Here is a 25835-nt window from a genome sequence, read left to right on the forward strand (position 1 = left end):
CGACTTTGGCCGACACCTGGGTTCCCGCGGCGTCCCGCGTCCCTCGTGTTCGCTCCCGGGCCATGCCCCCGGCGCCACCGGCGCGCGGGGACGATGACGCGTGACGGGAGGGCCGCGCGCCCGAATCGATGCTCGACGAAGCGGAACCCGGCAGGGGCGGGCGCGACGTCCCGCGGCGATCCGCGACCCCTGGAAAGTTGACGGCGGCCCGGCGGGCTGCCATCCGCCCGTCCGACACGTCCGCCTGCCGGCGGTTCCCTCGAGTCCGAAGAACCCATGACCGACCTGATCGAGACGATCCGCCGGACGCTCGTGCCGATCCACAAGGAGGGCTATCCCTTCATCCTGATCGGCATCGTGCTGACGGTTCTGGCGGGCTATTTCTCCCAGTTCTTCGGCTGGATCTTCCTGATCCTCACCCTCTGGGTCTGCTACTTCTTCCGCGATCCCGAGCGGGTCACCCCGGTGGCGGACGGGCTCGTGATCTCGCCCGCCGACGGGCGCGTGAACCTCATCGCCACCGTGCTGCCGCCGCCCGAGCTCGACCTGCCGCAGGTGCCCACGCTACGGGTCTCGGTGTTCATGAACGTGTTCGACTGCCACGTGAACCGGGTGCCGGTGGCCGGCCGGATCGGCCAGATCCACTACACGCCGGGCCTGTTCCTCAATGCCGAGCTCGACAAGGCCAGCGACGACAACGAGCGCAACGGCATGGTCATCGAGACGACCCATGCCGGCCAGCCGAAGCGCGTCGGCGTGGTGCAGATCGCCGGCCTCGTGGCCCGGCGCATCGTCGGGTTCGTCTCGGCGGGCGACGTGCTCGGCGTCGGCGAGCGCTTCGGCCTGATCCGCTTCGGATCGCGGGTGGACGTCTACCTGCCGGCCGGGTCGACCGTGCTGGTCGGGCTCGGCCAGAAGGCGGTGGCCGGCGAGACGGTGCTGGCCGATCTCGGCGGGGGCCCGGAGCGCCTGTTCAAGCGGATCTGAGGCCATGGACGATCTCTTCCCGCCCTTCGCGCCCGATCCGAACGAGCCGCGGCCGCGCCGGTTCAAGCCGGTGCCGTTCCGGATGATCGCGCCCAACATGATCACCCTGATGGCGCTCTGCCTCGGGCTCACGGCGATCCGGCTCGCCTTCGAGGGCAAATTCGAGCCCGCCGTCATCGCCGTGGTGGTGGCGGGCGTGCTCGACGGCATCGACGGGCGGGTGGCGCGGCTGCTCAAGGGCACGTCGCGCTTCGGCGCGGAGCTCGATTCCCTCGCCGACTTCGTGAATTTCGGATGCGCCCCGGCGCTCATCCTCTACGGCTTCGTGCTGTTCCACCTGAAATCGATGGGCTGGATCGTCGCGCTGATCTTCGCCATCGCCATGGCGCTGCGGCTCGCCCGCTTCAACGCGATGCTCGACGATCCGAACCGGCCGGAATGGAAGAAGGACTTCTTTGTCGGCATGCCGGCGCCCGCGGGGGCGCTCACCGCGATGCTGCCGCTCTACCTCCACTTCCTGGGCTTCGGCATCGAGACCTGGGCGGCGCCCGCGGTCCTGATCTACGTGCTGTGCATCGCGCTGCTGGTCGTCTCCACGGTCCCGACCTATTCGGGCAAGACCATGGGCAAGCGGGTGCCGCGCAGCCTCGTCCTGCCGATCTTCCTGTTCGGGGTCGCGGCCTTCGGCCTCCTGATCAGCTACCCGTTCGAGGCGCTCGTCGCGGTGAGCGGGGGCTATCTGCTGACCATCCCGGTGGTGGCCGCCCAGTATCGCCGCCGGGTCAAGGCGGAACTCGCCGCCCTGGGCGAGGACCGGCCCGCCCTAGCCACGGCCGACCGACCGGCATCGGAATAGGCGCTGGCCTTCGCGGAGCCGTCCTCTATCTTGGCGGTATCAAGCGGGCGGGGGCTGGCGGATGCTCGGGGATTTCAAGACGTTCGCGCTGCGCGGGAACGTGGTCGATCTCGCGGTCGGCGTGATCATCGGCGCGGCCTTCGGGGCCATCGTGACGTCGGCGGTCCAGGACATCTTCATGCCGGTGATCGGCGCGATCACCGGCGGGCTCGACTTCTCGAACTACTACATTCCGCTCTCGTCGAAGGTGCAGGCAGGCCTGCCCTATGCGGATGCCAAGAAGCAGGGCGCGGTCATCGGTTACGGCCAGTTCCTGACCCTGACGCTGAACTTCCTGATCGTCGCCTTCGTGCTGTTCCTGGTGATCCGGGCGATGAACCGCCTGCAGACCGCCGAGGCCAAGAAGCCCGACGCGATGCCGGCCGACGTGAAGCTTCTCTCCGAGATCCGCGACCTGCTGGCCGAGAAGCCGCGCGTCTGACGCCTGTGCGGGCGCGCGGTGCCGACTCAGCCCTTGGGCTTGTCGGTCTCGTCCGGCTTCACGCCGAGGGCATCGAGGATCTGGTCGAGGGCATGACCGACGGCTTCGGTGCCCTCCTCGTGGGTCTTCAGCCGGGTCTCGAGCCGGCGGATCTGCGGCTCGAAGGCATCCGGCACGGGATCGTCGCCGAGGAAGCGGGGCTTGTCCGACCCCACCGGCAGGACGCCGCGCAGCTGCTGCCCGAGGTGGTCGCGCACGGGCTCCGGCAGAGTGGTTTTCGGATCGGTGGGTGCGTCGCTCATGATCGCCTCACGGCTCAGGCCATCTCTCAACGGCCGGACGGATGAAGCGTTGCGCCGACGGCCGCGGCTATGAAGATGCCCCCGGAGCCGGGCTCCGGGGGCGCTTGGGCCAGCGCGAAACCGGCCCGGGGTCTTAGTCGATGACCTCGACGATGCGGTGGCCGCGATCGACCAGCACCGGACGATCGTTCACCACGGTGTAGCGGTAGCCCGGCTGCACGCGGTACTCGTTGGGCACGTCGTAATAGGTCACGCCCGAAGCCGGCAGGGTGGTGCCGACGGCGACGCGGCCGTCATAGTCGTAGGAGCGGACATTGCGCTCGCGGACATAGCTGCGGAAGCGCGGGGCCATGTCGACGCCGAGGATGCCGCCCACCGTGCCGGTAGCCGCACCGACCGCGCCGCCGACGATGCCGCCGATCGGGCCGGCCGCATCGGCACCCGCAGCCGCGCCGCGCTCGGCGCCGGGGATCGTGCCCTGGGCCTGGGCGGCCAGCGGAAGCGACAGGACGAGGGCCGAGGCGGCGATAAGGGTCTTGAAGGTCATGCGGGACATCTCCGTTCCGTGGTGTTTCGCCGCGCAGGCGCAGCGAAGCTCGGGCCGGTAACGCCCGACCCCCGGAATCGGATGCATCTTTTTTTGTGGGACGCCGGGATGCAGCCGGCTGAGCCCTCACGCGTCCTTGGGCATCGCCGACTGGATGAAGCGGTCGGAGCCGAGATCCTCCTCGTCGTAGCCCAGCAGCTCCGCGAGCCTGCCACGGGCGCGGCTGACGCGGCTCTTCACCGTGCCAACCTTGCAGCCCATGATGGCCGCGGCCTCCTCGTAGGAGACGCCCTCGGCGCCGACCAGGACCAGGGCCTCACGCTGATCCGGCGGCAGCTTGGCCAGCGCCGATTGCAGATCCTCGACGTCGAGCCGGTCACCCTGGTGCGGGGCGGTGGCGAGCCGGGCCGCGTAGGACCCGTCCTGATCCTCGACCTCGCGCACACGCTTGCGGTGATCCGAGTAGAAGATGTTGCGCAGGATCGTGAACAGCCACGCGTTGAGGTTCGTCCCCGGCTGGAACCGGGCGCGGTGCTGCCAGCCCTTGAGCAGGGTGTCCTGCACGAGATCGTCCGAACGGGCGGGGTTCGACGTCAGCGACAGCGCGAAGGCGCGCAGGGACGGGACGGCCGCGAGCAGACCGTTGCGGAATTCCGGCTCGATCGCCTCACCGCGGGCGCGCAAAGCCGCCTCGAGCTTCTCGATCAGCTCGGCGAACCGGGACGGCAGTGTCTCCTCGCCGATCCGCTCGTAGACGGTGCGCAGATGCTCCCCGAGATGCGTGCGGATCCCGGGAGCCAGGTTCGGGCGGCCATCCCGAGTCCCGTCCTCCTGGGACAGGACGGTGTCGGTGTCGTCGCGGGTCATGTGTATCGCGCTCGTCAACTCGTCGTGGCTCGACCTGTGGTCCCCGGCGGGTCGAGGCGGAGCGCTTGTCGGCCCGAACCGGTTGGAAAGCCCGGCCGATGCGCTCCTGTTACCGGAGTTCTAGCGCATCGGGCGCGGGCATGCACCCTCAGGCAAAACACACTTAAGCTAAGTTGGCCGGTCTCAACAGCCGGATCGCCCCGTCGCGCAGGGTCAGGACGTCGCCGCGGGCGAGATCGGTCCAGCACTCGTCCCGGGTCAGCGCCTGGGTGGCGATCACCGTCACCACGTCGTGCTCGGTGGTCTCTTCGGCGAAATCCACCTGCCAGTCCTCGTCGATCAGGGTGGCCTTGCCGAAGGGGGCCCGCCGGGTGAGGTAGCAGAGGCGCTTGCCGCAATGGGCGTAGAGGGTGCGGCTGTCGGTGAGCAGCATGTTGAACACGCCGAGGGCGTGGAGTTCGCCCGCGAGGTCGGCCACGGCCCGGTCGAGGGTCTCGGGCCGGGGGAGGGCGCGGAACCGGGCCTGGAGCCGGCCGAGCATCCAGCAGAAGGCGTGCTCGCTGTCGGTCGAGCCGATCGGCATGAAGCCGCCCAGCGGCAGCCGCTTCACGCCCTTGAGCTGTCCGTTATGCGCGAAGGTCCAGCGGCGGCCCCACAATTCCCGCGAGAACGGGTGGGTGTTCTCCAGGCTGACCCGGCCGCGGTTGGCCTTGCGGACATGGGCGACGACGATGCGGCTCTTGATCGGCATGTCGCGCAGCAGCCGGGCGAGCTGCGAGCGGGCGCTCGGCTCCGGCTCGTGGAAGCTGCGGCAGGTGCGCCCGTCGTAGAAGCTGATCCCCCAGCCGTCCGCATGCGGCCCGGTCTCGCCGCCGCGCCGGGCGAGGCCCGCGAAGGAGAAGCGGATGTCGGTCGGCACGTTGGCGCTCATGCCGAGCAGTTCGCACATCGTCTGTCAGCCAGGCTATGCGGGGGAGCGGCGACGTTTAGGAGTGTTCGGCCGCCCGGACAACGGATTTCGCGTCGCTCAGCGCGCCAGATAGTCGGTCAGCGTCATGCCGACCAGGATGGCGACCCAGAAGAAGCCGAGCCCCGAGAACAGCCGGATCAGCGGCGGCTCGTGGATCACCTCCATGGAGACGAGGAGGATCAGCGCCACCATCACGGCGACCACGGCGAGTTCGACGATCCAGACCTGCGCGAAGGGGAGGGTGGCGCCGAGGGTGACGTTGACGGCCAGAAGCGCCAGCAGCGCCAGGAAGGTGAGCACCGGCGTGCGCAGGCGCCGCCGGAGCAGGGCGCGGTCGTCGGCGCTCAGGGTCGCGAGGGGGTTCCGCATCCTACCGGTTCACCACGTAGAGGATCGGGAAGGCCAGGATCCAGACGAGGTCGATGAAGTGCCAGTACAGGCCGTAGACCTCGATCCAGTTCTGGTGCCGGGCGAGGAACCCGGCCTTGGCGGCCATCCAGGTCATGCCGAGCAGGAGCGCGATGCCGGTGAACAGATGCAGCGCGTGGAGCAGGGTTGCGACGTAGTAGAGGTTCACGAACAGCCGCGCCGCCGGCGTCTCGGCCAGCGCGAAGGGCCGATCGCTGAGGAACGGCATCATGTGCTCGGCCCAGTCGGCGTAGTACTCGTAGCCCTTGAGGACGAGGAACAGGCCCCCGAGCGCCGCGGTCGCCAGCATCGCCCGCACCATGGCGCGCTGCCAGCCCATCCGGGAGAATTCGATCGCCATCGACATCGTGAGCGATGAACAGATCAGCACCACGGTGTTGGTGGCGCCGATCCAGAACTTGAGGTGCTTGGCCGCCGCGATCGTCGCTTCGGGATGCTGGATCCGGGTGATCAGCGCCACCAGGAACAGCGCCGAGAACAGCAGCAACTCGGTGATCAGCCAGGCCCAGATGCCGAGCGTCGCCGCCTCGCGCTGCTGGGCCACGCTCTCGAAATGCTCCGCGCGCGCGACCCCGACGCCGTCGGCCAGACCTTTGCTCATCCGTGCTGGTCCCGGGATTCCTGGGCCTGGATCGGGTAGTCGTAGGGGATGCGCGGCACCTCGGGCGGGGACAGGAAATTGTGCGTCGGGGGCGGGGAGGCCGTCTCCCATTCGAGCCCCTTGGCGTTCCACGGATTGGCGGGCGCCTTCCGGCCGAACCAGAGGGAATAGACGAGGTAGAGCATCGGGAAGATGTAGCCCGCCGCCAGGATCGTGGCGCCCGCCGAGGACAGCACGTTGAGCAGCTGGAACTCCGCCGGGTAGGTCGCGTAGCGCCGCGGCATCCCGAGGTAACCCAGGATGAATTGCGGGAAGAAGGTCACGTTGAAGCCGAGGAAGATCAGCAGCGCCGAGACCCGGCCCCAGGGCTCGCTGTACATCCGGCCGGTGAATTTCGGCCACCAGAAATGCAGGCCGCCGAGGAACGCCAGCACCGTGCCGCCGACCATGATGTAGTGGAAATGCGCGACCACGAAGTAGGTCGCGTGGATGTGCTGGTTGATCGAGAGCGTCGCGAGATAGAGGCCGGTGAGGCCTCCGAGCACGAACAGGCCGATATAGCCCATCGCGTAGAGCATCGGGGTATCGAGCCGGAGCGAGCCCTTATGGATCGTGGCGGTCCAGTTGTAGACCTTCACCGCCGAGGGCACCGCCACCGCGAAGGACAGGCCCGAGAACACCAGCGAGGCCAAATCGCTCTGGCCGTTGACGAACATGTGGTGACCCCAGACGAAGAAGGTCACGGAGGCCAGTCCGATCGACGCGTAGGCGACGAAGCGGTAGCCGAACAGCTTCTTCTGCGCGAAGGCCGGGACGATCTCGGAGATCACCCCCATGCCGGGCAGGACCATGATGTACACGGCCGGGTGGGAGTAGAACCAGAACAGGTGCTGGAACAGCACCGGGTCGCCGCCATAGGCCGGGTCGAACACGCCGATATGGAAGGCGCGTTCCGCGATCAGCAGGATCAGCGCCGTGGTGATGACCGGCGTCGCGAGCAGGAAGATCAGGCTCGTGGCGTAGTGCGCCCAGACGAAGATCGGCAGTTTGAACCACGTCATGCCGGGCGCCCGCATGGTGTGGATCGTGACCACGAAGTTGAGCCCCGTCAGGATCGACGAGAAGCCCACGATGGTGACGCCGATCAGCGCCGGCAGCACCCAGGTGTTGGAGAAGGCCGTCGAGAGCGGGGCGTAGAAGGTCCAGCCGGTATCGACCCCGCCCAGCACCACAGAGACCAGGGTGAACAGGGCCCCGGTCATGAACACGTACCAGCTCGTCAGGTTGAGCTTGGGGAAAGCGAGGTCCTTGGCCCCGATCATCAGCGGGATCAGGAAATTGCCGAAGGTCGCGGGGATCGACGGGATCAGGAAGAACCAGACCATCACCACGCCGTGGATGGTGAAGGCCTTGTTGTAGGTGTCGTTGGTCATGATCGCGCCGTTCGGCACGACCAGAGCGAGTCGGACCACGCCCGCCGCCAGGGCGCCGATCACGAAGAAGCCGGTGATCGAGGCGAGGTAGAGGATCGCGATGCGCTTGTGGTCGGTGGTGAGGAACCACGAGCGCAGGGTCGATTCCGCGTGCAGGTAGTCGGATTTGCGCCCGATCGTGGATTCCGGGGTGTGGGGTTCCCGGTGGGCGGTGCCGCCGATGCTGCCCGATGCGCTCATCGTGTCGCCCTCGATAGGTAGCGTCGGAAGCCGGACGTCAGGACGTTCGCGCGCTCGTCCGACCCCGATCCGCGGGCCGCGATGTTCACAGGTCTGAGGCGGACATCGCCGCTGGCGACAGGGCGCGACGGGCCCCCTCTCCCGGGCGGGAGAGGGTTGGGGTGAGGGACGAGAAGGCTCAGGATCGAGCACACCCTTGAAGCATCGACAGGTCGCGCCTCGTCTGGAGCGTTCTCATCCCTCACCCTGTCCCTCTCACGCTCGGGAGAGGGGACCCGCGCTCGATCCTGAAAACGCAAGGCCAGATCGGAGGTGTGAAACCGCGAGCAGGGCGAAGAGCTGGTCCGGTGCGCCTTGCGATCCGACGACTGAATTTTCAGGTTGACGCAGCTCATCATCGTGTGGCGTCCGCGGCTTTCGAGGTCGGATAGGCTTTCAGAAAGTCGATCAGCGTCCCGAGTTCGTCCGCCGGGATCCGGCCGGCGAAGCTCGGCATCACCTGCTTGCCCCCGTCGGCGAGCCGGTCGCCGTTCGGATTCAGGATTTTCTCGCGCAGCCACGCCGCGTCGGCGGTGACGGTGCGGCCGTCGGCGAGCCTCACCTGCGACCCGAACAGGCCCGCGAGGCTCGGCGCCTTCACGGACGTGCCGGGCTCGTGGCAGCCGGCGCAGCCATAGGCCTCGTAGAGGGCCCGGCCCGCCGCGATCTTGCCCTGCTGCGCGCCGGCATGGGTCAGCCAGTCCTGGTAGTCGCCGGGGTTCATGAAGGTGACCTCGCCGCCCATCACGGAGTGGTCGGTGCCGCAATATTCCGAGCAGTAGAGATGGTAGGTGCCGGTCTTGTCGGCCTTGAACCACAGGTCGGTGTAGCGGTCGGGCAGGGCGGCGACCTGCATCCGCACGGCCGGCAGGTAGAGGGCGTGGATCACGTCCTGGCTGATGATGTGCAGGCGGATCGGCTGGCCGATCGGCAGGTGCAGGTTGTTGATCTCGGACTGGCCCGTCGGGTGCTGGAACTTCCACATCCATTGCCGGCCGATCGCCTCGACCACCATGGCGTCGGGAGGCGGGTTCTTCGACTGGATGAACAGCTTCGCGCCCCAGACGAAGAAGATCAGCGTCAGCAGGAACGGGATCAGCATCCAGCTGATCTCGATCAGGTTCGAGCGGATGCCCGAGGGGCTCCGGTCCGCCTCGGACCCCTCGCGGTAGCGCAGGGCGAAGTAGGTGATCGCCACGAAGACCGGGACGGTCAGGAGCAGCGTCAGGACCGTGAAGGCCAGGATGAGCAGGTCGGTCTCGCTCGCGGTGGCGGAGACCGCCGCCGGCCAGAGCTGGAGGGAATCGTGGCTCGGCGTCATCGCGCAGCGGGCTCCGCCGGTTCGAGGGAGCGGCCGACGATCAGGTCCATGGCGCGCCTGATCGGGATTCGGGCGCGGGTCCGGGCTTCGTCCCGGTAGCCGTAGCCGGCGAGAGACGCTTCGGCCGCCGCCCGCGCACGGTCGATATCGGCGTACGGGTCGGCCTGAAGGTTCGGAGGCGGCGGCGCCAACTGCGTGGTCTGCTGCGGCGTCAGGGCCGGCAGGGCCCGGCGCTGACGCGCCGCGAAGGTGTCCATCAGCCAGATCATCGTCCCCACGACCGCCAGGACCGTGAGCGCGAGGCCCGCCATCACCATCACGGTGTTGCGGACATTGACGTCCCGGGTCTCGTGCCCGGGCTCATTCGGATTGCGCTGGGTGTTGGCAGCCGGACGGGGCGGCCGCCCGTTCAGGAGCCCGCTGCCGCGCAGGGTCAGCCCGGCAAGGATCGCCGGGATCAGCCCGGAGGGGCCGTCGGCGCTCAAGCCAGCCTCCCGGCGCGCCGGGCGTCGGAGGCCACGCGGTCCGCCCGCGGCCGCAGCACCGGCCGGAGCGCGGCCGCGAGGCAGGCCACGGCAGCGGCGGCGAGCACGTCGCTCGGCCGGAGGACGAAGCGGTCGCGCACCGCCGGGGTGATCAGCCAGAACATCTCCAGGGCGTGGACGGCCACCGCCGCGCCGGCCAGGATCCGGGTGGTCGGGCGTCCCGGCCGGAGGGTCGCGAGCCCGGCCAGCACGACGACCGCGCCGGCCACGACCGCCAGCGCCCGCCCGACCCAGCCGCCGCGGGCGAAGTACCACGTCACCTCGGGCGGCAGATTCGCCGACCAGACGATCAGGAACTGGACGAAGTGCAGATAGGCCCAGAGGCCCAGAAGCACCACGAGGGGCACCAGCCGGCCCCGTCCGGGCGCGGTACGGCCGCGGCCGACGGGCTCCGGCTCCTCCCAGGCGAGGAGGATCGCCGCCGCGAAGGCGAGGCCGCTCCAGGCCGTCATCACCAGGAGGCCCAGAAGGGTGGAATCGAGCCGCGGATCCAGGGAGGCGACGACGTCGGTGACGAACAGCGTGCCGACGACCGCGTGCAGCCCCACAGCCGGCACGGTCCGCCCCTCGCCTGGGGCGTCGAACGGCTTGGCGAACCTCAGCGCCAGCCAGGTCCAGGCTGCGAGATAGACGATCGCCCGGATCGCGAAGAACGGCACCGTGAACCACAGGGCGGCCAGCGGCGTGCGCGCCGGAGCGCTCACCCAGGGATAGAGCAGGGGCGTGGCGGCCAGAAGCGGCAGCGACAGCACGGCCGCGACCGGCATCAGCGCCATCAGCCGGCGCAGACCCGCCAGCATCTCGATGCCGCCGCGCTCGCGGACCCGCTTGCCGAAACGCTCGGCGACGATGACCACCGGCAGGGCGCCGACCGGCAGGGCGAGAAGGACGAGCCACGCCGCGAGATACGAGGCCGCGGCCCCGCGCCAGCCGCCCGCGAGCAGGCAGACGGCCAGGAGGACGAGGCCGGCGAGGCCGAGCAGGGCGGGGCGCCTCACGGCGTTGCCTCCAGGCGGGTGCGATCCTCCGGGGGCAGGCTCGCCACCGGGGTATCCTGGCTGAGCTGGAGAGCGCGGAGATAGGCGATGATCGCCCAGCGGTCTGCCGAGGGGATCATCTGGGCCATACCGAACATGGACTTCCGGCCGTTCGAGATGGCGTCGTAGAGCTCCGCCGCGGAGGCCATGCGCACGGGCTCCGCCGTGAGATTGCCGGCGGAGGGAAATCCCCGGGCGACGATCATGCCGGCGCCGCGCCCGTCCTGCCCATGGCAGGGGGTGCAGAAGACTCCATAGCGTTCCCGGCCCTGGTCGAGCAGCGCCCGGCTGATCGTCTGCGGCTGCGGCGCCGTCCGGGCCGGATCGATCCGCGGCACGGTGCCGGCCACCGGCTGGCGCATGGTGATCTCCCGGGGAAAGAACGGGTTCTTGTCCCAGGTCTTGGCCCGGGCCTGATCGGCCATGTCGGCCTCGCCGCAGGCCGCCAGCGGCGCCAGGGCGAGAAGAGCGAGCGGCACGGTGCGGAGGGCGGCGCGCCTCATCGCGGGATCCGCCGGAGCTCGAGGGGACGCCCGGCCTCGGCCGGCAGGGCCGCGAGCCGCCGCTCGATCCGGCCTGCGTCGAACCGGTCACCCCGCGCCTCCGCGGAGAGGAAGAACCGGTCCTCGGAAGCCCGCAGGAAGCCCGGGATGTTGAAGGCCGGGTGATTCAGCCGGGGCAGGCGGTTGAGCACGAGGAGCGCGAAGTGGATCGCCACGCAGCCCGCCATCATCGCGACGGAGACGCTCGGCACCACGAACGAGGGCCAGGACAGGCGCGGGCGCCCGCCGATCAGGAAGACGTAATCGTAGGCCGTGGCGTAGAGGCACAGGGCGAAGAAGCCGACACCGCCGAGCAGGGCCCCGGCCAGGGCGTAGGGCAGGATCGAGCGTCCCTCCAAGCCCAGTGCCCGCAGGGTGCGGGGCATCGGCACCGGCCCGTGCCCGTCGAGGTGGACGTGATCCGGACTGATCCCGGAGACCGCCTGGAGGGCGGCGGCGAGGTCGCCCTGACTCGCGAAGGTCGCGGACACGCCCCACAGGGGCGCGGTGACCGGGTCGTCCTCCGGGCGACCGGTGGCCCGGGATGCGGCCGCGCGGGCCGCCTCCTGCGCGGCCGGCGACACCATCAGGGCGAGGCGGCGGCTCTCGACGATCGACACGGCCGGCAGGTAGCGCAGGAACAGGAGGAGCAGGGTCAGGAACAGGCCCACCGAGCCAGCGAAGGTGGCGATGCCCCAGACATCCGTCGTGTAGGGCAGCCGCGAGGACGGCAGGAAATCCTGCGTCAGGGTGACGACTAGGACCATGACGTGGTCGGCATAGGCGCCGATCGCCACGAGAAGGCCCACCACCGCGATGGCGACCGGCGCCGTCCGGGCCCGCGCCGACCACAGGATCTGTGCGGGCAGGACGAGGCACAGGATCGCCGTCCAGGACACGAGGGCGTGGTCGCCGGTCATGCGCCGGACCAGGACGCCGCGCCCCGCGGCGTCGCCATTGAGGAACGTGTCGAAATATTCGGCCGCGTAGCAATAGGCGCTGGCGCAGCCGAGACAGAGCAACAGCCGCCCGAGCACGTCGAGATGGCGGTCCGTCACCAGGGCGCCGAGGCCGTACACGAGGCGGATCAGCATCACGATCACCGCCGTGACGCCGACGCCGGAATAGACCGCATTCACCAGGAAGCTCACCGGCAGCAGCGTGCTGTGCCAGCCCGGCATCAGCGAGCCCGCCAGCATCACCGAGGCCCCGGTCTGGACCGAGACCACCAGCAGCACGCCGAGCAGCGCCACCGTCCGGTAGGCCTGAACCCAGATCTGCCAATGGGCCGCCGAGCCGCGCCAGCCCGAGGCGAGGATGCCGTAGACCTGCGCGCGCAGCAGCGCGCGCTTCCGGGTCGCTGCCTTCGTCTCCCGCTGGCGCATCGCCTCCGCGTGGGCACGGTCGCGCAACGTGGCGAGGTCCGGCAGCAGGCCGATGAACCAGAGGCTCACGCAGATCACCAGGAAGGACACGATGTCGATCGCGTCCCAGAGGAGTGGCGAGCGGAACTGCGGCCAGAGATCGTAGGTGTTGGGGTAGGGCAGGTTCCAGAAGAAGAACCACGGCCGTCCGAGATGGATGATCGGGTAGAGCCCGGCGGCCGCGGTGGCCAGCAGTGCCAGGGTCTCGGCCACGCGGTTCACCGCCCCGCGCCACTCCGCCCCGAGCAGGAGCAGGATCGCCGAGACCAGCAGGCTGCCGGACGCGACGCCGATCCACCAATCGTAGCTCGCGATGTCGAGGGCCCAGACGACGGCGTTGTTGTTCGCCCAGATGCCGGGACCGGCATAGAGCAGATAGCCGAGGGTGAGCACGAACAGGCCGAGGAGCGAGGCCGCCGCCGCGAAGGCGATCCACCAGCGCCGGTTCCCCGGATGCGTCAGCGGGATCGCCGTGACCGCGCCGCCGATCCCCTGAAGGGTCTCGTCGGGCCGGATCAGGGGGCCGGGCTGCGGACCGCCGGAGAGGGGGCCGGCCATGCTCAGCCCTCCCGTCCGTTCGGATCCGCGGCGGGCGCGAGCCCGGCGAGATAGGTGGTGCGCGGCCGCGTGTTCAGGTGGCCGAGGAGCGCGTATTCCCGCGTGTCCCGCCGGGCGGCCGAGACCCGGCTTCCCGGATCGGCGACGTTGCCGAAGGTGATCGCCCGGGTCGGGCAGGCGCCCTGGCAGGCGGTCTCCACGGCCCCGTCGGGGATCGGCGCGTGGGCGTCCTTGGCTGATGTGATCCGCGCCGCCGTGATCCGCTGGATGCAGTAGGTGCATTTCTCCATCACGCCCCGGGACCGGACCGTGACCTCGGGATTGCGCTGCTGCTGCTCCACCGGGGTCATGCCGCCGGTGTAATCGAGGTAGTTGAAGCGGCGGACCTTGTAGGGGCAGTAGCTCTGGCAGGTGCGCGTGCCGACGCAGCGGTTGTAGACCTGCAGGTTCAGGCCCTCGCTGTCGTGGAGCGTCGCCTCCACGGGGCAGCCGAGTTCGCAGGGCGCCTGCTCGCAATGCATGCAGGGCACCGGCTGGAAATGCGTCGTCGGCGCGTCGAGGTCGCCCGCGTAGTAGCGGTCGATCCGCAGCCAGCCCATCCAGCGGCCGAGTTCGACCTCCTCGCGCCCGACCACGGGGATGTTGTTCTCCGCCTGACAGGCGGTGACGCAGGCGTTGCAGCCGGTGCAGGCATCGAGATCGATGGCCATGCCCCATTGCGCGGCGACCCAGCGGTCCTGGCTCTCGGGGGGCGGATAGAACGAGGCGGGCGTCGGCGCGCCCTTCGGATCGCCCACGGGTGCGGCGCCCAGAGCCTGCACGCGCACGAGATCCTGACCCTCCATCGTGCCGAGATGCTGGGTGGTGACCGGCCTGCGCTGCTGTCCGGTCTTCGTCAGCCGAGCGCCGGCGAGACCCCAGGGAGAACCCGGCGGCCGCAGGGGCGCGGCGTCGTAGCCGAGGCCGCGGGCGAGGTGGTCCGGGACGTCGCGGCCGTAGCCCAGGGTGAGGGTCACGGTGGTGTCGGCCTGCCCCGGCAGGATCCAGGCCGGCCCCTCGACCGCGCGGCCGCCGGCCTCGACCCGCAGGATGTCGCCCGTGGCGATCCCCTCGCGCTCGGCGAGGCGCGGGCTGAGCGCGATCACGTTCTCCCAGACCACCTTGGTCAGGGGCTTCGGGAGCTCCTGCAGCCACGCGAGGTCGGCATGGGTGCCGTCCCAGATCGTCGGATCGGGCCGGAACAGCACCTCGACCCCATCGGCGGCCGGCGCGGGCGACGAAGCCGCTGCGGGGGCGGCTGCCGCCGCCTGCGTCAGCGCCACCGTCTCGGCCGGACGCGCGCTGTCCGCCCAGAAGCCCTGGCGCAGGGCCTCGGAGAAGCGGGCCTCGAAGGCCGCCTCGTCCTCGCCCGGGTTCCGTCCCTGCGCCTTGAGGAGCCCGAGGGCGTCCTGACCGACCTCCCCACCCTCGCCGCTCGCCAGGAAGGCCAGCATCTCCGCGAGCGTCCGGCCGTTGTACAGGGGGGCGACCGTGGGCTGGATCAGACCCACCGTCCCGTCGAGGGACCGGATGTCGCCCCAGGATTCCAGCGGGTGGGCGGCCGGCAGATGCCAGTCGGCATGCGCACCGGTCTCGTCGTAGTAGAGCCCCGCATGGATCTTGAGGGGCACGCGCGCCATCCGGGCGGCGAAATCGAGGGCGCCGGGCGCCTCGTAGACCGGGTTGGCGCCGAGGACGACGAGCACCTTGACGGCACCCTGATCCATGGCCTCCGCGAGATCCGCGAGGGTCCCGGCGCCCGTCTCCGCCACGGGCGCCGTGTGGACCAGGGTCGCGCCGGTGTTGCCGAGGGCGCCGTTGAGGCGGTGAACCAGCGCGTGCAGGTCTGGGCTGGCGGTCAGGCCGGCGGTGACGATGCCGCTTCCCCGGGCCTCGGCGAGGGCCGTCCCGGCGCTCCGCGTCCAGCGCGCGACGGGATCGTCGCCCGCCGGGGCCGCGCCGCCCGCGGCCAGATTGAGCAGATCCCGGGCGAGGGCCTCCAGCCGGCCGGCCGGGACCACGAGCCCCCGATCCGCCTTGGCGCTGGTCAAGGTCGGTGTCGGCGCCGCCGCGTGGAGGGTGAGGAGGCGGCCCTCCGCGTAGGCCGCCCGCCGTGCCTCGCTCCAGCGCCGCGACAGGCCGACCTGACCGGGTCCGAGATCCAGAAAGTCGCCGTCCAGCGCCACGATGGTCCGGGCGCGACCGAAATCGGGGCGGGTCTCCAAGGGCCGTCCATAGGCCTGGCGAGCGCCCTCGTAGATCCCGTCGCGCCCCGCCCCGGCGCCGACATACCAGCGGAGCGCCGGGTAGGCGGCCCGCAGCCGCGCGAGCTGGGCCGCCACGCCGGGCGAGGTCACGGGACCGGTGAGCAGGGCGAGACCCTCGCCCCGGCTCTCGCGCCAGCCCGGCATCCGACCCTGCAGGTCTGCCCGGAACGCCGCCCAGGAACTCGGCCGGCCGAGATGCTGCACCGCCTGGGAGCGGAACGGGTCGTAGAGCCCGAGCACCGAAGCCTGGGCCAGCACGTCGGTGCCGCCGCGGCTCCAGGGATGCTCGGGATTGCCCTCGATCTTCAGGGGCCGGCCGTTGCGGGTGGTGACCAGGATGCCGTTGCCGAAGCCGTCGAACACGGCCGAGGAGGCGTAGGACAGGTCCGTGCCGGGCACGATCCGCTCGGGCTGATTGACGTACGGCACTTCGTAGTCGCGGCCGCCGCCCCCGCCGCAGGCGGTAAGGCCGCCCAGCGCGAAGGAGGCGGCCATCAGCTTCAGGAAGCCGCGCCGCTCCGGGGCCGCGGCGAGCCGGGACGCCGACGGGAACTCGGCCGCCAGATAGGCGCGGAACTCGGGGCTGTCGGCCACGGCGTCGAGGCTGCGCCAGAAGCGCGGACCGTCGCCGCCGGCGAGTTTCGCGCGCAGGGCCGCGATGTCGGGGGCGCCGGTCATCGGTGGCAGATCCCGCATTCGGTCAGCCGCTCCCCGCCGCGGATATGGTACTGGGCCACGAGCTTGGGGCCCAGGGTCGCCTGGTCGGAGGGCGGCGTCCAGGTCATGTTCCAGACCTGATCCGGCGTGCGGACATACTTCTCCGGCGCCCGGTGGCAATCGAGGCAGAACTGCATCTCGAAGGCGTTGGCCCGGTACGTCATCTGCATCGCCGTGACGTCGCCGTGGCAGGTCGAGCAGCCGATCCCCTTCGTCACGTGGACGGAGTGATTGTAGTAGACGTATTGCGGCAGCTTGTTCAGCCGCTTCCATTCGAGCGGCTTGTCCTGCGCGTAGCTGTCGCGCACCGGCTTGAGCATCTCGGAGCCGGTCCAGATCTGCGAGTGGCAGGTCATGCAGGTATGCGTCGGCGGGATGCCGGCCGTGGCCTCCCGGTCGACCGTGGTGTGGCAGTAGCGGCACTGGATGCCGAGTTCGCCGGAATGGTGCTTGTGGCTGAACGGCAGGGGCTGGGCCGGCGCGACCCCGACGCCCGTGACGTAGTTCGAGCGCACGATCCCGGCCGCCAGAACCGGGAGCCCAACCAGGCAGGCGACGCCGGTCATCAGAGCGAGGCGGTAGAGCGCGTCGGCCCCGGGCGTGAACAGCTGCGCCATCAGGCCGACCCGCAACAGGCGAAGGCCGGGAGATGGCGCTCGGTCTTCTCAGCCCCTCGCCGCAAGCGTCGCCCCACCTTCTGGTCCCGGTCGAAATCGTGCGGTGCGCCGGCCGGCCGCGCGATACGGCTCGGGCGCCCGCGGCGATCAGGCTTGGAAATCCAGCGCCTCGCAGATGCGAGCCACGGCCGCGCCATGCCCCATGGTTGTAACGCTGGAGCGCTTCCAAACCAGAGCCACAACCGCAAACAACCCGGCCGACATGTCGCAGCCGCCGGCGGCAAGGTCCGCGCAAGGGAAGCCCGCGCCCGCGACTCTTCCCGTGACCGGCGCGAACGCCTATGCCCGCGCGACGGTTGAGACGCCCGATCCTGTCCGGAGACGCATGGAATCCGATCCTCTCGTCCTGACGTGGCGCGCCGCGCGGCCTCAGCACACCGCGGCGGCGGCCCTCGCGGTCGGGATCGGCGCGCCGCTCTGCGCGCTCGCGCTCCTGTGCCTGCGCGACCTGATCGCGGTCCTGCCGCGCGACGAGGCGCCGGTGCTGCCCTTCCTGCGCGTGGCGGTCGCGCTTCCGGGCGGAGAGCTGGTGCTGGCCCCCGGCATCCCGATGCGCCCCGCCGAACTCGAGCTCACCGCCTTCCTGTGCATCGCCGTCTGCGCCCTGGCCCTGGCGGGCCTCGGCTGGTGCGTGGCGCGCCTGTGCTTCAAGGCGCAGAACAAGGCCGGGGACGCCGTCCGCGAAGGCGTTCTGCGGGCGATCCTCGACGCCCCCGCGGGCGCCCGGGACGAGGCGCGCAGCCTGGCCCGGATCGTCGGAGAGGTGCTGGCTCGAGCCGACCGCCTGCTCGCCGCCGGCATCGTCCTGCCGGCGATGACCCTCGCGGCCCTGATCCTGGCCCTCGGCTTCGCGGCCCTGGCCGCGCCCCGACTGATCCCGGCGGCCGTGATCGGACTGGCGGCGATCGGACTCGCCTACGGCTTGGTGCTCGAACGGGCGCGCGACCGGCAGGAGTTGCGCCTGCGCTCCAGCGCGCGGGCGGAGGAGAACCTGAACGACCTCGTTCGGCGGCTTCCTGCCGTGCGCAACCACGGAGCGGCGGCCATCGAGCGCAGGCGTATCGCCGCCCGCGTCGCCGCGATGCGGACCAATGTCGGTCGCGCCGAGGCGCGGCTGGCCTACGCCCGGGCGCCCGCCCTGGCGCTGGCGGTGATCCTGCCGGCCATCGCCGCCGGCACGGCACTGTGGCGCTCGGCGCCAGGGCAGCCGCCCGCGGCCCCGGTGGATCCGGCCGCCCTCCTGGCGGCCGTCGGCGCCTTCGGCCTCGCGGGCTGGCTCGCCGCCATCTGCGCGCGGTTCTGGATGGTCCGCCGGTCGGTGCGTCCGCGCCTCCGCGACCTCGCCCGCATCATCGCGTCCCTCGAGGGGCGGCGGGCGAGGGCCGCCCGGATTGGTGCGGCCGCATTGCCGCTGCCCCGGTCCGGGATCCTGGCCACGGAAGGCGTCGGAGCCTTCGATCCGGCCACGGGCGAGCGCCTGACCGGCGTCGCCGTGGCCGTGACGATGCCGGGCCACGTGGCGATCACGGGCAGCCGCGGCAGCGGCGCCCGGGCGCTGGCGGCGGTGCTGGCCGGGCAGGTCGAGCCGACGGCCGGGGCCGTCACCTATGCGGGCACGGACCTGCGCGACTTCGACGCCGCGGAGCGCGCCCGGCGCATCGCCTTCACGTCGGGGGAGGCGATCCTGATGGAGGGCTCCCTCCGGCAGAACCTGCTCTACGGCACCGATCCGGCGACCGCGCCCGACGACATCGCGCTGATCGGCATCAGCCGGCTCACCGGGCTCGACGGCTTCGTGTACGCCCGCGGGCTGACCGGACGGCTCGATCCGGCCGCTCAGCCGCGGCTCGCCGCCGCGATCGTCACCGCCCGCCGGACCATGCGGGTGGCGCTGGCCGCCAAGGGCGCCGAGCGCCTCGTCGAGCCCTTCGATCCCGACCGCTACAACAACCAGGCGAGCATCGGCGAGAACATCCTGTTCGGGGAGCCGGTGGGCGGCACCTTCGCGCCCCTGCGTTTCGCCCGCCACCCCTATCTGCGGGCGGTTCTGGAGGCCGAGGGGCTGGTTCGCCCGCTCACCGAGATCGGCCTGTCGGTGGCCCGCAGCACGGTGGAGATCTTCGCCGACCTGCCCAACGACCATCCCCTGTTCGACGCCTATTCGCTGTTCCAGGCGGCCGAGCGGGGCTATTTCGAGGATCTCGTGGTGCGCCTGCCCAACGCGGCGAGCCTGCGCCGGGGACCGGCGGGCCAGCGCGACCGCTTGCGGTTGATCGGCCTGGCGCTGCGCTACAACGAATCGCGCCACCGCTTCGGCCTGATCGACGGCCCGTTCGAGGAGCGCCTCGTCCAGGCGCGGCGGTCCTTCGCACGGATGCTGCCGCCCCACCTCGCGGGCGCGGTGGAGTTCCACGACCCCTCCCGGGTCAATCCGGCCGCCAGCCTGGAGGAGAACCTCCTGTTCGGCCGGATCAGCCTCGGCGAGGCCAATGCCGAGCCGCGGGTGCGCGAACTGGTGCGCCGGGTTCTGGCCGACGAGGGCCTCGAGGCCTCGGTCTATGGCCTCGGCCTCGACAGCAAGGTCGAGGCTCAGCCCAGCACCGGGGCTCTGGCGGACGGCGCGATCAATGCCCGCGAACGCGTGGCGATCGAGCTGAGCCGCTGCCTCGCCCGTGATCCCGACATCCTCGTGGTCGCGGTCGCGATGGACGAGCGGAAGGTCGAGGGCGCACGCGAGCGCCTCGCCCAGCTGCGGCAGGCGCGGGCCGGGCGCGGCCTGATCGTCTGCCTGCCCGAGACGAGTCTTGCGGAGAACGCCGCGCCCTTCGACGCGGTGATCGCCGTGGAGAACAGCGCGGTCATCGCACCCGTCCCGGCCGCCGCCGAGCGGGACCCCGCACCGGCAGCCTGACAGGACGTCACGATCCGCCGGCGCCGTCGGCCTTCCGCGCGCAGCGGGACAATCCAGCGGGGTCGGGCTGACCGGACGCGCAGCCTCATGGCCGCCGCAATAATCCGTCAGGCCGCGAGGCCGCGCCTGTCCGGCAGCCATCCCGGCCGATCCAGCGCGGACGGTTCATGCCCCTGTCGACCTCGATCCTCCTCGCTGCCGGCCTCGTCGTGCTGGTCCTCGCCGGTCCGGCCGCCGCGCAGGCCGGCAAGGCGGAGGCGCCGATCCCCGCCGCGACCCTTGCCCTGATGGCGCAGAAGGGCGTGACGGCCGCCTCGCCGGTCCTGTTCCGGGCCTACAAGAAAGAATCCGAGATCGAGGTCTGGAAGAAGGGTCGCGCCGGCTACGTCTTCATCAAGACGTTCCCGATCTGCCGCTGGTCCGGCCAGCTCGGGCCCAAGCGCAAGAGCGGCGACCGGCAGACCCCGGAGGGGTTCTATACGGTGCCCCGGCGCCAGATGAACCCGAACTCGCACTACTACCTGTCCTTCGACGTCGGATATCCGAACGCCTACGACCGGGCCCATGGCGGAACCGGGTCCGCCGTGATGGTCCACGGCATCTGCTCGTCCATGGGCTGCTTCGCCATGACCAACGGTACGGTCGGCGAGATCTACGCCATCGCCCGGGACGCGCTGAACGGCGGGCAGGCGGCCTTCCAGTTCCAGTCCTACCCGTTCCGGATGACCGCCGAGAACATGGCCCGCCACCGGACCGACCCCAACATCGCCTTCTGGCGGGAACTCAAGGCCGGCTCGGACCGGTTCGAGGCGAGCCGCGAGGAGCTGCAGGTCTCGGTGGTCGCCGGCCGGTACGCGTTCGCGCCTTCGCGGGATCCCGCCATCGAGGCGGCGGTCACCACCCGCCGGGCGGTCGAGGAGGCGCGGATGACCGCGCTCGCCGAGGCGGGCGAGCCCGCCGTGCGCACGACCTATTCCGACGGCGGCCAGAACGCCTTCTGGGCGGCCTACACGGCCCGGGGCGGGGCGGTCGGCGACATCAGCCGGCCGGAAGCCCTGGCCTTCGCCGGCCAGGAGGTGGTGGTCGTGCCGGGCCATCGCGCCCATCGCCCGGTGCCCGACACGGTCTGGGCCAGCTGGGCCGCGCCCGAGTCGGGCCTGTCGCCGCGGCAGATGGCGGGCTTCGTCCCGGTCTACGAGCGCGCCCCCGATCCGTTCGGGGCGCTGGTCGCGCCGCTCCCGACCCGCTACAGCGACGCGCTTCCGTCCTGGCTGGCCGCCGGCCTCGCCGGATCGGGCTCCGGACGCCCGATTCTGGCCGGTTCGCCGGGCGGTCTCCTGGCCTCGGCCGAGGCGCTCTGAGCATGCGAGGGTCCGGTCAAGCGTCCCGTGCGTGTGCGCGGACGCACATCACGACCGCCTGCGGCACACCAATTCATGATACGGCAGGGGATGAGCGGTACACCTGCTCCGTCGGCCTGCCTTATTCAAAGCTACCTTCCCGGAACGGCGACGGGGTTTCGATCATAACCGATCGGGACCGACTGTCCGCGGATTCGTGATCGCCATGTCGAACAGTTCCGAGCCGACTCTCCTGACGGCCGACCAAGACCTCGTACTCCGCTTCTGGGGCGTCCGCGGCTCGACGCCCGTCAGCGGCCCGCAATACGCCGAATTCGGCGGCAGCACGCCCTGCATCGAGGTGCGGTGCGGCCAGCGGATGTTCATCGTCGACGCGGGCTCGGGCATCTACAATCTCGGACAGGGTCACCGGACCGATCTGCCCCGGGAAGTCGATCTGCTGTTCAGCCACCTGCATCTCGACCACACCGCGGGGCTCCCCTTCTTCAAGCCGGCGGTTCTCGACTGCGACCGGGTGATCAACACCTATTGCGGCAACCTCGGCGGCGAATCGGCCGGCCCGACCCTCGACCGCCTGTTCGCGCCGCCGCTGTTCCCGGTTACGCTCGACAGGCTGTGCTGCACCTTCCACCACCACGGCTTCGAGGCGGGGCAGACCCTGACCTTCCCGGACGGGACGCGGGTCGCCACGATCCTGCTGAACCATCCGCAGGGCTCCGTGGGCTACCGGTTCGAGCATGCCGGCAAGCGCCTGTGCCTGATCAGCGACATCGAGCACAGCGACCCCTGGCCCGATCCCAACCTCGCCGCCTTCGTGGCCGACGCCGACCTGATGGTCTACGACGGCATGTTCACCGACGGCGAGTATCCGACCTGCCGGGGCTGGGGCCACTCGACCTGGCAGAAGGGCGTGGAACTCGCCCGGACGGCGGGCGTCAAGGCGCTCGGGATCATTCACCTGCACCCGGCCCATTCCGATACGGCGCTGCGCGACATGGAGGCCGACATGCAGGCCGAGATGCCGACCGCATTCATCGCGCGCGAATGTCAGAGCCTCACGGTCGGGGCTCCCCGGGCGGTCGGCGGCCGTCCAAACGGGCGTCCGGCCGTGGCGCGGGAGATGCGCCGCCGGATCAAGGTCGCCTGAGCCGGCGGATCAGGCGGAGTGCCGCCTGCGGGTCCGGCTGTACCGGGACCACGCGAACAGCACGAACAGCGCGACGCCGATGATCAGAATGCTCCAGCCGTAGTTGCTGACGAGCTGCGCGTCGATCGGGTGCCCGACGAACCCCAACGCGACCAGCAGGCCGAACACCGCGATCGCCGCGGAAACGAGCATCCCTACAATCATCGAAGTCCCCGGCGCGTCCCATCCGCGCGATTCGGCAGGGCCGTATGGTGGGTAAGAATGCTTGGCGGCCGCACCCGTTCCAGCGTCCGGCCCTCTGCCGCGCCGGTCATCGGCCCCACGCTGTTCACCGGAATGGCGCGGCGGCTCATTCGGCGGCTCCCATCGCGCCGAAGTTAGGCTAAGTAGGCCGCCTGACGGCGCCCCGGGGCGCGCGAGGAGCTCGAGACCACGGCGATGAGCGGCCAAGAGAACACGACGGCGCCCGCGGCGGCGCACACGAGTCCGGAGACGCAGTCCGCAGCCGCCGCCACGCCGGGGCTCCTGCGTCCGCAGGACCAGCTCGTGACGATCTACGGCGGCTCCGGCTTCCTGGGACGGCACGTGGTGCGGGCGCTGGCCAAGCGCGGCTACCGGATCCGCGTCGCGGTGCGCCGGCCGGATCTCGCGTTGTTCCTGCAGCCCCTGGGGAAGGTCAACCAGATCGTGGCCGTCCAGGCCAACCTGCGCTACCCGGACTCGGTGGTCCGGGCCGCCGAGCGGTCGGACGTGCTGATCAACCTCGTCGGCATCCTGCAGGAGACCGGCTCCCAGAGCTTCGCGCGGCTGCAGGTCGACGGGGCCGAGGCGATCGCCCGCGCCGCGGCGCGCCAGGGCGCCCGGATAATCCACGTCTCGGCGATCGGGGCCGATCCGGCCTCGCCGTCGGTCTACGCGCGCACCAAGGCAGAGGGCGAGGCGCGGGTCTTCGCCGCCTGTCCGGACGCGGTGGTGTTCCGGCCCTCGCTGATCTTCGGGCCCGGCGACAGCTTCTTCAACCGCTTCGCCGGCCTCGCCCGGGCGCTTCCGGTTCTCCCGCTCGCCGGCGGCCAGTCCCGCTTCCAGCCGGCCTTCGTGGGCGACGTCGCCGAGGCGATCGCCCGCGCGGTCGACGGCACCGTGGCGCCCGGCAAGGTCTACGAACTCGGCGGCCCGGAGGTGGGCACGCTGGAGCACTTCGTGCGCTACATGCTGAAGACGATCCGGCGGAAGCGGGTGGTCGTGGACCTGCCTGCGCCGGCGGCCAAGCTCCAGGCCCGCATGCTGGAGATCGCCGACACCCTGACCTTCGGCCTGCTGCCGGATTCGCTGAAGCTGACCCGCGATCAGGTGACGCTGCTTCAGAACGACAACGTCGTCTCGGAGGCCGCCAAGGCCGAGGGTCGGACCTTCGAAGGCATCGGCATCACGCCGACCGCCGCCGAGGCGGTGGTGCCGGGCTATCTCTGGACCTTCCGCAAGGCGGGGCAGTTCGCCACCGACCAGGACGAGTCGTACCTGTCCGAGGTGCCGGACACGCTGGCATCGAAACCCCTGGCGGCCGGCTCTCAGCATCGGCCCCAGACCGCCTCCGGCCCGGCGATCGGGGCCGATGCCGGCAGCTCGCCGGGGGCCGGGCAGGGCAGCAGGGGCGTGCGCTGGGGAACTCGGAAACCGGGCTAGGTGACGGCCCGCGCCCGGATCGCGCCATGAGCGCGCTCTCCCTCCACGGATCCGGCGGCCCGGTCGGGCGGCGCATCCTCGTCACCGGGGCGGCCGGCTTCGTGGGCGGCCACGTTCTGCCGCTCCTGGCGACGATGAGCGCGGGAGCGGGCGATTGCGTGGCCGGGATCGGGCGGGGGCGGGCGCCGCACCTGCCGGAGGGCGTCAGCTACGCGGCGATCGATCTCCTCGACGAAGCCGCGCTCCGCGGCTTCGTGGCGCGATTCCGGCCGACCGCGATCCTCCATCTGGCGGGCCTCGCCTCGGTGGCGGATTCCGCCAGCGGCCCGGGCCAGACGTGGCGGGTCAACGTCAACGGCCTGATGAACCTCGTGGCCGCGGTGGAGGCGGTGCCGGGCTGCACCTTCTTCTTCGTCAGTTCCGGCGAAGTCTACGGCAGCGCCTTCCTGGCGGGCCACGCCCTCAGCGAGGCGGTCGAGCCCCTGCCGCGCAACACCTACGCCCGGTCGAAATGGGTGGGCGAGCAGCTGCTCCGCGACCTGCTGCCCCGGATCGGCGTGAAGCTCGTCGTGCTGCGGCCGTTCAACCATATCGGCCCCGGCCAGGACGAGCGCTTCGTCGTGGCCTCCTTCGCGGGCCAGATCGCCCGGATCGAGGCCGGCCTCGTGCCGCCCTGCCTGGAGGTCGGCAATCTCTCCTCCTACCGCGACTTCCTCGACGTCGCCGACGTGGCGAACGCCTACGCCGACCTGATCGGCCGGGCGGACTCCCTGGCGGACGGGAGCGTGTTCAACATCAGCTCGGGCCAGCCGCGGACGATCGCCAGCGTCCTCGAGGACCTGCGCGCCCGGGCCCGGGTCCCGTTCGAGATCCGCATCGCCCCGGAGCGCGTGCGCCCGACCGAGATTCCTCTGGCCGCGGGCGATGCCGGCCGCCTCCACGCTGCCACCGGCTGGCAGCCGCGGGTCTCGTGGGACGCGGCCCTGACCCGGGTGCTGGACGACGCGCGGGCGCGGCTGTCGGACGCGCGCAAGTCCGGCTGAGGCGCAGGATTTGGCGCCACCGCGGCGCTCAGCGCTCCGCGACGGCGATCAGGGCAGTCGAGGGGATCGACAGGACGGGTCGACCGCCCGCCATGCGCCGCGCCTCCGCGATCACCGCGGCCCGGTCGGCCGCGCTCAGGTCGACCCAGTCCGGCGACAGGCCGAACACCGTGTCGGGGTCGTCGAGCATGGCGACGTCTAGCGCGTAGTCGAAGGTCACCCGGTCGATCCGGGGGGCTGCGTACCCGGCCGCGACCAGCGCCCGGGTGAACCCCGCCGGATCGCCGAGCGCGCGCACCCCTTCGGGCATCGCCCGGCTCTCGCGCTCGGGGAACAGCCTGCGGCGGATCTCGCCGAGCAGCAGGAACGTCGCCGCGCCCTGATCCTGCCACGTGGCCACGACGCCCGATCCCCCGGGGCGCGTCACGCGCGCCATCTCGGCGAGGCCCTTCCGCCAGTCGGGGAACATGATCACTCCGAAGATCGAGAACACCGCGTCGAAGCCACCGTCGGGCAGGGCGAGGGCCTGTCCGTCCATGACCCGCGCGTCGACATTGGGCAGTCCCGCCCCGGCGATGCGCGCGACCATGCCGGGCGAGAAGTCGACCGCGAGGACCTGCGCCCCCGTCCGCGCCGCGGCCAGCGCGAGGGCACCGGTGCCCGCCGCGACGTCGAGGACGCGGCTGCTTCCGGTCAGCGGCACCCGCGCGAGCGCCGCCTCGGCGAAGCGCGCCGTGAACGGATGGGCGGTCGTCTCGTAGTGCTCGGCGACCCTGTCCCACCGATCCGGGTTCTCGAACTCGCGCACCGC

The 25835-nt window shown here is 71.1% G+C and carries 24 protein-coding genes; 8 read left to right on the forward strand and 16 right to left on the reverse strand.

Annotated elements, in window-relative coordinates; all coding sequences use genetic code 11:
- Positions 1-276 precede the first annotated feature (276 nt).
- The 3 genes from ABIC70_RS23265 to mscL all read left to right on the forward strand — a co-directional run bounded on the left by ABIC70_RS23265 (position 277) and on the right by mscL (position 2324).
- Positions 277-987: a phosphatidylserine decarboxylase gene (locus ABIC70_RS23265; protein ID WP_012318030.1), complete on the forward strand. Its 711-nt coding sequence runs from the start codon at positions 277-279 to the stop codon at positions 985-987.
- A gap of 4 nt (positions 988-991) precedes the next feature.
- Positions 992-1843, forward strand: a complete 852-nt coding sequence (locus ABIC70_RS23270; RefSeq protein ID WP_354441333.1) for a CDP-alcohol phosphatidyltransferase family protein — start codon at positions 992-994, stop codon at positions 1841-1843.
- 61 nt (positions 1844-1904) lie between these two features.
- Positions 1905-2324, forward strand: coding sequence for a large conductance mechanosensitive channel protein MscL (gene mscL, locus ABIC70_RS23275; protein ID WP_043352622.1), 420 nt, complete (start codon positions 1905-1907; stop codon positions 2322-2324).
- Positions 2325-2350: 26 nt separating this feature from the next.
- Here the strand turns inward: mscL and ABIC70_RS23280 are convergent, their stop codons facing one another.
- From ABIC70_RS23280 to ABIC70_RS23345, 14 genes are all read right to left on the reverse strand, one after another.
- Complete coding sequence (locus ABIC70_RS23280; protein WP_043352614.1) at positions 2351-2626, reverse strand: hypothetical protein; 276 nt, start codon at positions 2624-2626, stop codon at positions 2351-2353.
- Between the two features lie 133 nt (positions 2627-2759).
- Positions 2760-3173 carry a DUF1236 domain-containing protein gene (locus tag ABIC70_RS23285; RefSeq protein WP_043352617.1) on the reverse strand — a complete coding sequence of 138 codons (414 nt, stop codon included), beginning with the start codon at positions 3171-3173 and terminating at the stop codon, positions 2760-2762.
- 126 nt (positions 3174-3299) lie between these two features.
- Positions 3300-4040 (reverse strand): NepR family anti-sigma factor, encoded by a 741-nt coding sequence (locus ABIC70_RS23290; RefSeq protein ID WP_043352613.1) that lies wholly within the window; start codon positions 4038-4040, stop codon positions 3300-3302.
- Between the two features lie 163 nt (positions 4041-4203).
- Entirely contained in the window at positions 4204-4989 is a 786-nt protein-coding gene (locus ABIC70_RS23295; RefSeq protein ID WP_043352612.1) for a class II glutamine amidotransferase, read from the reverse strand.
- Positions 4990-5067: 78 nt separating this feature from the next.
- Positions 5068-5379 (reverse strand): hypothetical protein, encoded by a 312-nt coding sequence (locus tag ABIC70_RS23300; RefSeq protein WP_043383398.1) that lies wholly within the window; start codon positions 5377-5379, stop codon positions 5068-5070.
- Between the two features lies 1 nt (position 5380).
- Positions 5381-6040: a cytochrome c oxidase subunit 3 gene (locus ABIC70_RS23305; RefSeq protein WP_043383401.1), complete on the reverse strand. Its 660-nt coding sequence runs from the start codon at positions 6038-6040 to the stop codon at positions 5381-5383.
- Positions 6037-7713: a cytochrome c oxidase subunit I gene (locus tag ABIC70_RS23310; RefSeq protein WP_051976092.1), complete on the reverse strand. Its 1677-nt coding sequence runs from the start codon at positions 7711-7713 to the stop codon at positions 6037-6039. The genes ABIC70_RS23305 and ABIC70_RS23310 overlap by 4 nt, the downstream gene beginning before the upstream one ends.
- 394 nt (positions 7714-8107) lie before the next feature.
- Positions 8108-9073: a cytochrome c oxidase subunit II gene (coxB, locus tag ABIC70_RS23315; RefSeq protein ID WP_354441338.1), complete on the reverse strand. Its 966-nt coding sequence runs from the start codon at positions 9071-9073 to the stop codon at positions 8108-8110.
- Positions 9070-9558 carry a hypothetical protein gene (locus ABIC70_RS23320; protein ID WP_354441340.1) on the reverse strand — a complete coding sequence of 163 codons (489 nt, stop codon included), beginning with the start codon at positions 9556-9558 and terminating at the stop codon, positions 9070-9072. The genes coxB and ABIC70_RS23320 overlap by 4 nt, the downstream gene beginning before the upstream one ends.
- Positions 9555-10616 (reverse strand): hypothetical protein, encoded by a 1062-nt coding sequence (locus ABIC70_RS23325; protein ID WP_354441342.1) that lies wholly within the window; start codon positions 10614-10616, stop codon positions 9555-9557. Before ABIC70_RS23325 ends, ABIC70_RS23320 begins: the two co-directional genes overlap by 4 nt.
- Complete coding sequence (locus tag ABIC70_RS23330; RefSeq protein WP_043354187.1) at positions 10613-11158, reverse strand: c-type cytochrome; 546 nt, start codon at positions 11156-11158, stop codon at positions 10613-10615. Before ABIC70_RS23330 ends, ABIC70_RS23325 begins: the two co-directional genes overlap by 4 nt.
- Positions 11155-13179, reverse strand: coding sequence for a quinol:electron acceptor oxidoreductase subunit ActD (locus ABIC70_RS23335; protein ID WP_043383409.1), 2025 nt, complete (start codon positions 13177-13179; stop codon positions 11155-11157). The genes ABIC70_RS23330 and ABIC70_RS23335 overlap by 4 nt, the downstream gene beginning before the upstream one ends.
- A 2-nt stretch (positions 13180-13181) precedes the next feature.
- Positions 13182-16163, reverse strand: coding sequence for a TAT-variant-translocated molybdopterin oxidoreductase (locus tag ABIC70_RS23340; RefSeq protein WP_354441344.1), 2982 nt, complete (start codon positions 16161-16163; stop codon positions 13182-13184).
- A complete protein-coding gene (locus ABIC70_RS23345; RefSeq protein WP_043345872.1) occupies positions 16160-16819 on the reverse strand; it encodes a cytochrome c3 family protein in 660 nt (219 codons plus the stop codon). Before ABIC70_RS23345 ends, ABIC70_RS23340 begins: the two co-directional genes overlap by 4 nt.
- A 385-nt stretch (positions 16820-17204) precedes the next feature.
- Between ABIC70_RS23345 and ABIC70_RS23350 the strand changes: the two genes are divergently transcribed.
- The 3 genes from ABIC70_RS23350 (at position 17205) to ABIC70_RS23360 (ending at position 22298) form a co-directional block, all read left to right on the forward strand.
- Positions 17205-19790: a P-loop NTPase family protein gene (locus ABIC70_RS23350; RefSeq protein ID WP_043383415.1), complete on the forward strand. Its 2586-nt coding sequence runs from the start codon at positions 17205-17207 to the stop codon at positions 19788-19790.
- Between the two features lie 167 nt (positions 19791-19957).
- A complete protein-coding gene (locus ABIC70_RS23355; RefSeq protein WP_354441347.1) occupies positions 19958-21151 on the forward strand; it encodes a L,D-transpeptidase family protein in 1194 nt (397 codons plus the stop codon).
- 205 nt (positions 21152-21356) lie between these two features.
- On the forward strand, positions 21357-22298 hold the full coding sequence (locus ABIC70_RS23360) for an MBL fold metallo-hydrolase (RefSeq protein WP_043756139.1): 942 nt from the start codon (positions 21357-21359) through the stop codon (positions 22296-22298).
- A gap of 9 nt (positions 22299-22307) precedes the next feature.
- On the opposite strand, the gene ABIC70_RS23365 is transcribed toward ABIC70_RS23360, so the two are convergent.
- A complete protein-coding gene (locus ABIC70_RS23365) occupies positions 22308-22490 on the reverse strand; it encodes a hypothetical protein (RefSeq protein WP_236952875.1) in 183 nt (60 codons plus the stop codon).
- A gap of 246 nt (positions 22491-22736) precedes the next feature.
- Between ABIC70_RS23365 and ABIC70_RS23370 the strand changes: the two genes are divergently transcribed.
- Together ABIC70_RS23370 and ABIC70_RS23375 are read left to right on the forward strand one after the other, a co-directional pair.
- Positions 22737-23981 (forward strand): complex I NDUFA9 subunit family protein, encoded by a 1245-nt coding sequence (locus ABIC70_RS23370; protein ID WP_354441349.1) that lies wholly within the window; start codon positions 22737-22739, stop codon positions 23979-23981.
- 26 nt (positions 23982-24007) lie between these two features.
- Positions 24008-25024, forward strand: coding sequence for an NAD-dependent epimerase/dehydratase family protein (locus tag ABIC70_RS23375; RefSeq protein WP_354441351.1), 1017 nt, complete (start codon positions 24008-24010; stop codon positions 25022-25024).
- 28 nt (positions 25025-25052) lie between these two features.
- On the opposite strand, the gene ABIC70_RS23380 is transcribed toward ABIC70_RS23375, so the two are convergent.
- Positions 25053-25832, reverse strand: coding sequence for a class I SAM-dependent methyltransferase (locus ABIC70_RS23380; protein WP_354441353.1), 780 nt, complete (start codon positions 25830-25832; stop codon positions 25053-25055).
- Positions 25833-25835: the final 3 nt, after the last annotated feature.

Origin of the sequence: Methylobacterium sp. 1973, from assembly GCF_040545035.1 — a bacterium.
GTDB lineage: Bacteria > Pseudomonadota > Alphaproteobacteria > Rhizobiales > Beijerinckiaceae > Methylobacterium > Methylobacterium fujisawaense.

Excerpts from the sequence above, each read along its gene's own strand:
- ABIC70_RS23270 (WP_354441333.1), top strand. The coding sequence starts at position 992 with ATGGACGATCTCTTCCCGCCCTTCGCGCCCGATCCGAACGAGCCGCGG.
- ABIC70_RS23360 (WP_043756139.1), top strand. The coding sequence starts at position 21,357 with ATGTCGAACAGTTCCGAGCCGACTCTCCTGACGGCCGACCAAGACCTC.
- ABIC70_RS23335 (WP_043383409.1), bottom strand. The coding sequence starts at position 13,179 with ATGGCCGGCCCCCTCTCCGGCGGTCCGCAGCCCGGCCCCCTGATCCGG.
- ABIC70_RS23300 (WP_043383398.1), bottom strand. The coding sequence starts at position 5,379 with ATGCGGAACCCCCTCGCGACCCTGAGCGCCGACGACCGCGCCCTGCTC.
- ABIC70_RS23370 (WP_354441349.1), top strand. The coding sequence starts at position 22,737 with ATGAGCGGCCAAGAGAACACGACGGCGCCCGCGGCGGCGCACACGAGT.
- coxB (WP_354441338.1), bottom strand. The coding sequence starts at position 9,073 with ATGACGCCGAGCCACGATTCCCTCCAGCTCTGGCCGGCGGCGGTCTCC.
- ABIC70_RS23305 (WP_043383401.1), bottom strand. The coding sequence starts at position 6,040 with ATGAGCAAAGGTCTGGCCGACGGCGTCGGGGTCGCGCGCGCGGAGCAT.
- ABIC70_RS23375 (WP_354441351.1), top strand. The coding sequence starts at position 24,008 with ATGAGCGCGCTCTCCCTCCACGGATCCGGCGGCCCGGTCGGGCGGCGC.
- ABIC70_RS23355 (WP_354441347.1), top strand. The coding sequence starts at position 19,958 with ATGCCCCTGTCGACCTCGATCCTCCTCGCTGCCGGCCTCGTCGTGCTG.
- ABIC70_RS23290 (WP_043352613.1), bottom strand. The coding sequence starts at position 4,040 with ATGACCCGCGACGACACCGACACCGTCCTGTCCCAGGAGGACGGGACT.
- ABIC70_RS23280 (WP_043352614.1), bottom strand. The coding sequence starts at position 2,626 with ATGAGCGACGCACCCACCGATCCGAAAACCACTCTGCCGGAGCCCGTG.
- ABIC70_RS23330 (WP_043354187.1), bottom strand. The coding sequence starts at position 11,158 with ATGAGGCGCGCCGCCCTCCGCACCGTGCCGCTCGCTCTTCTCGCCCTG.
- ABIC70_RS23265 (WP_012318030.1), top strand. The coding sequence starts at position 277 with ATGACCGACCTGATCGAGACGATCCGCCGGACGCTCGTGCCGATCCAC.
- ABIC70_RS23345 (WP_043345872.1), bottom strand. The coding sequence starts at position 16,819 with ATGGCGCAGCTGTTCACGCCCGGGGCCGACGCGCTCTACCGCCTCGCT.
- ABIC70_RS23365 (WP_236952875.1), bottom strand. The coding sequence starts at position 22,490 with ATGCTCGTTTCCGCGGCGATCGCGGTGTTCGGCCTGCTGGTCGCGTTG.
- ABIC70_RS23310 (WP_051976092.1), bottom strand. The coding sequence starts at position 7,713 with ATGAGCGCATCGGGCAGCATCGGCGGCACCGCCCACCGGGAACCCCAC.
- ABIC70_RS23350 (WP_043383415.1), top strand. The coding sequence starts at position 17,205 with ATGGAATCCGATCCTCTCGTCCTGACGTGGCGCGCCGCGCGGCCTCAG.
- ABIC70_RS23285 (WP_043352617.1), bottom strand. The coding sequence starts at position 3,173 with ATGACCTTCAAGACCCTTATCGCCGCCTCGGCCCTCGTCCTGTCGCTT.
- mscL (WP_043352622.1), top strand. The coding sequence starts at position 1,905 with ATGCTCGGGGATTTCAAGACGTTCGCGCTGCGCGGGAACGTGGTCGAT.
- ABIC70_RS23295 (WP_043352612.1), bottom strand. The coding sequence starts at position 4,989 with ATGTGCGAACTGCTCGGCATGAGCGCCAACGTGCCGACCGACATCCGC.
- ABIC70_RS23340 (WP_354441344.1), bottom strand. The coding sequence starts at position 16,163 with ATGACCGGCGCCCCCGACATCGCGGCCCTGCGCGCGAAACTCGCCGGC.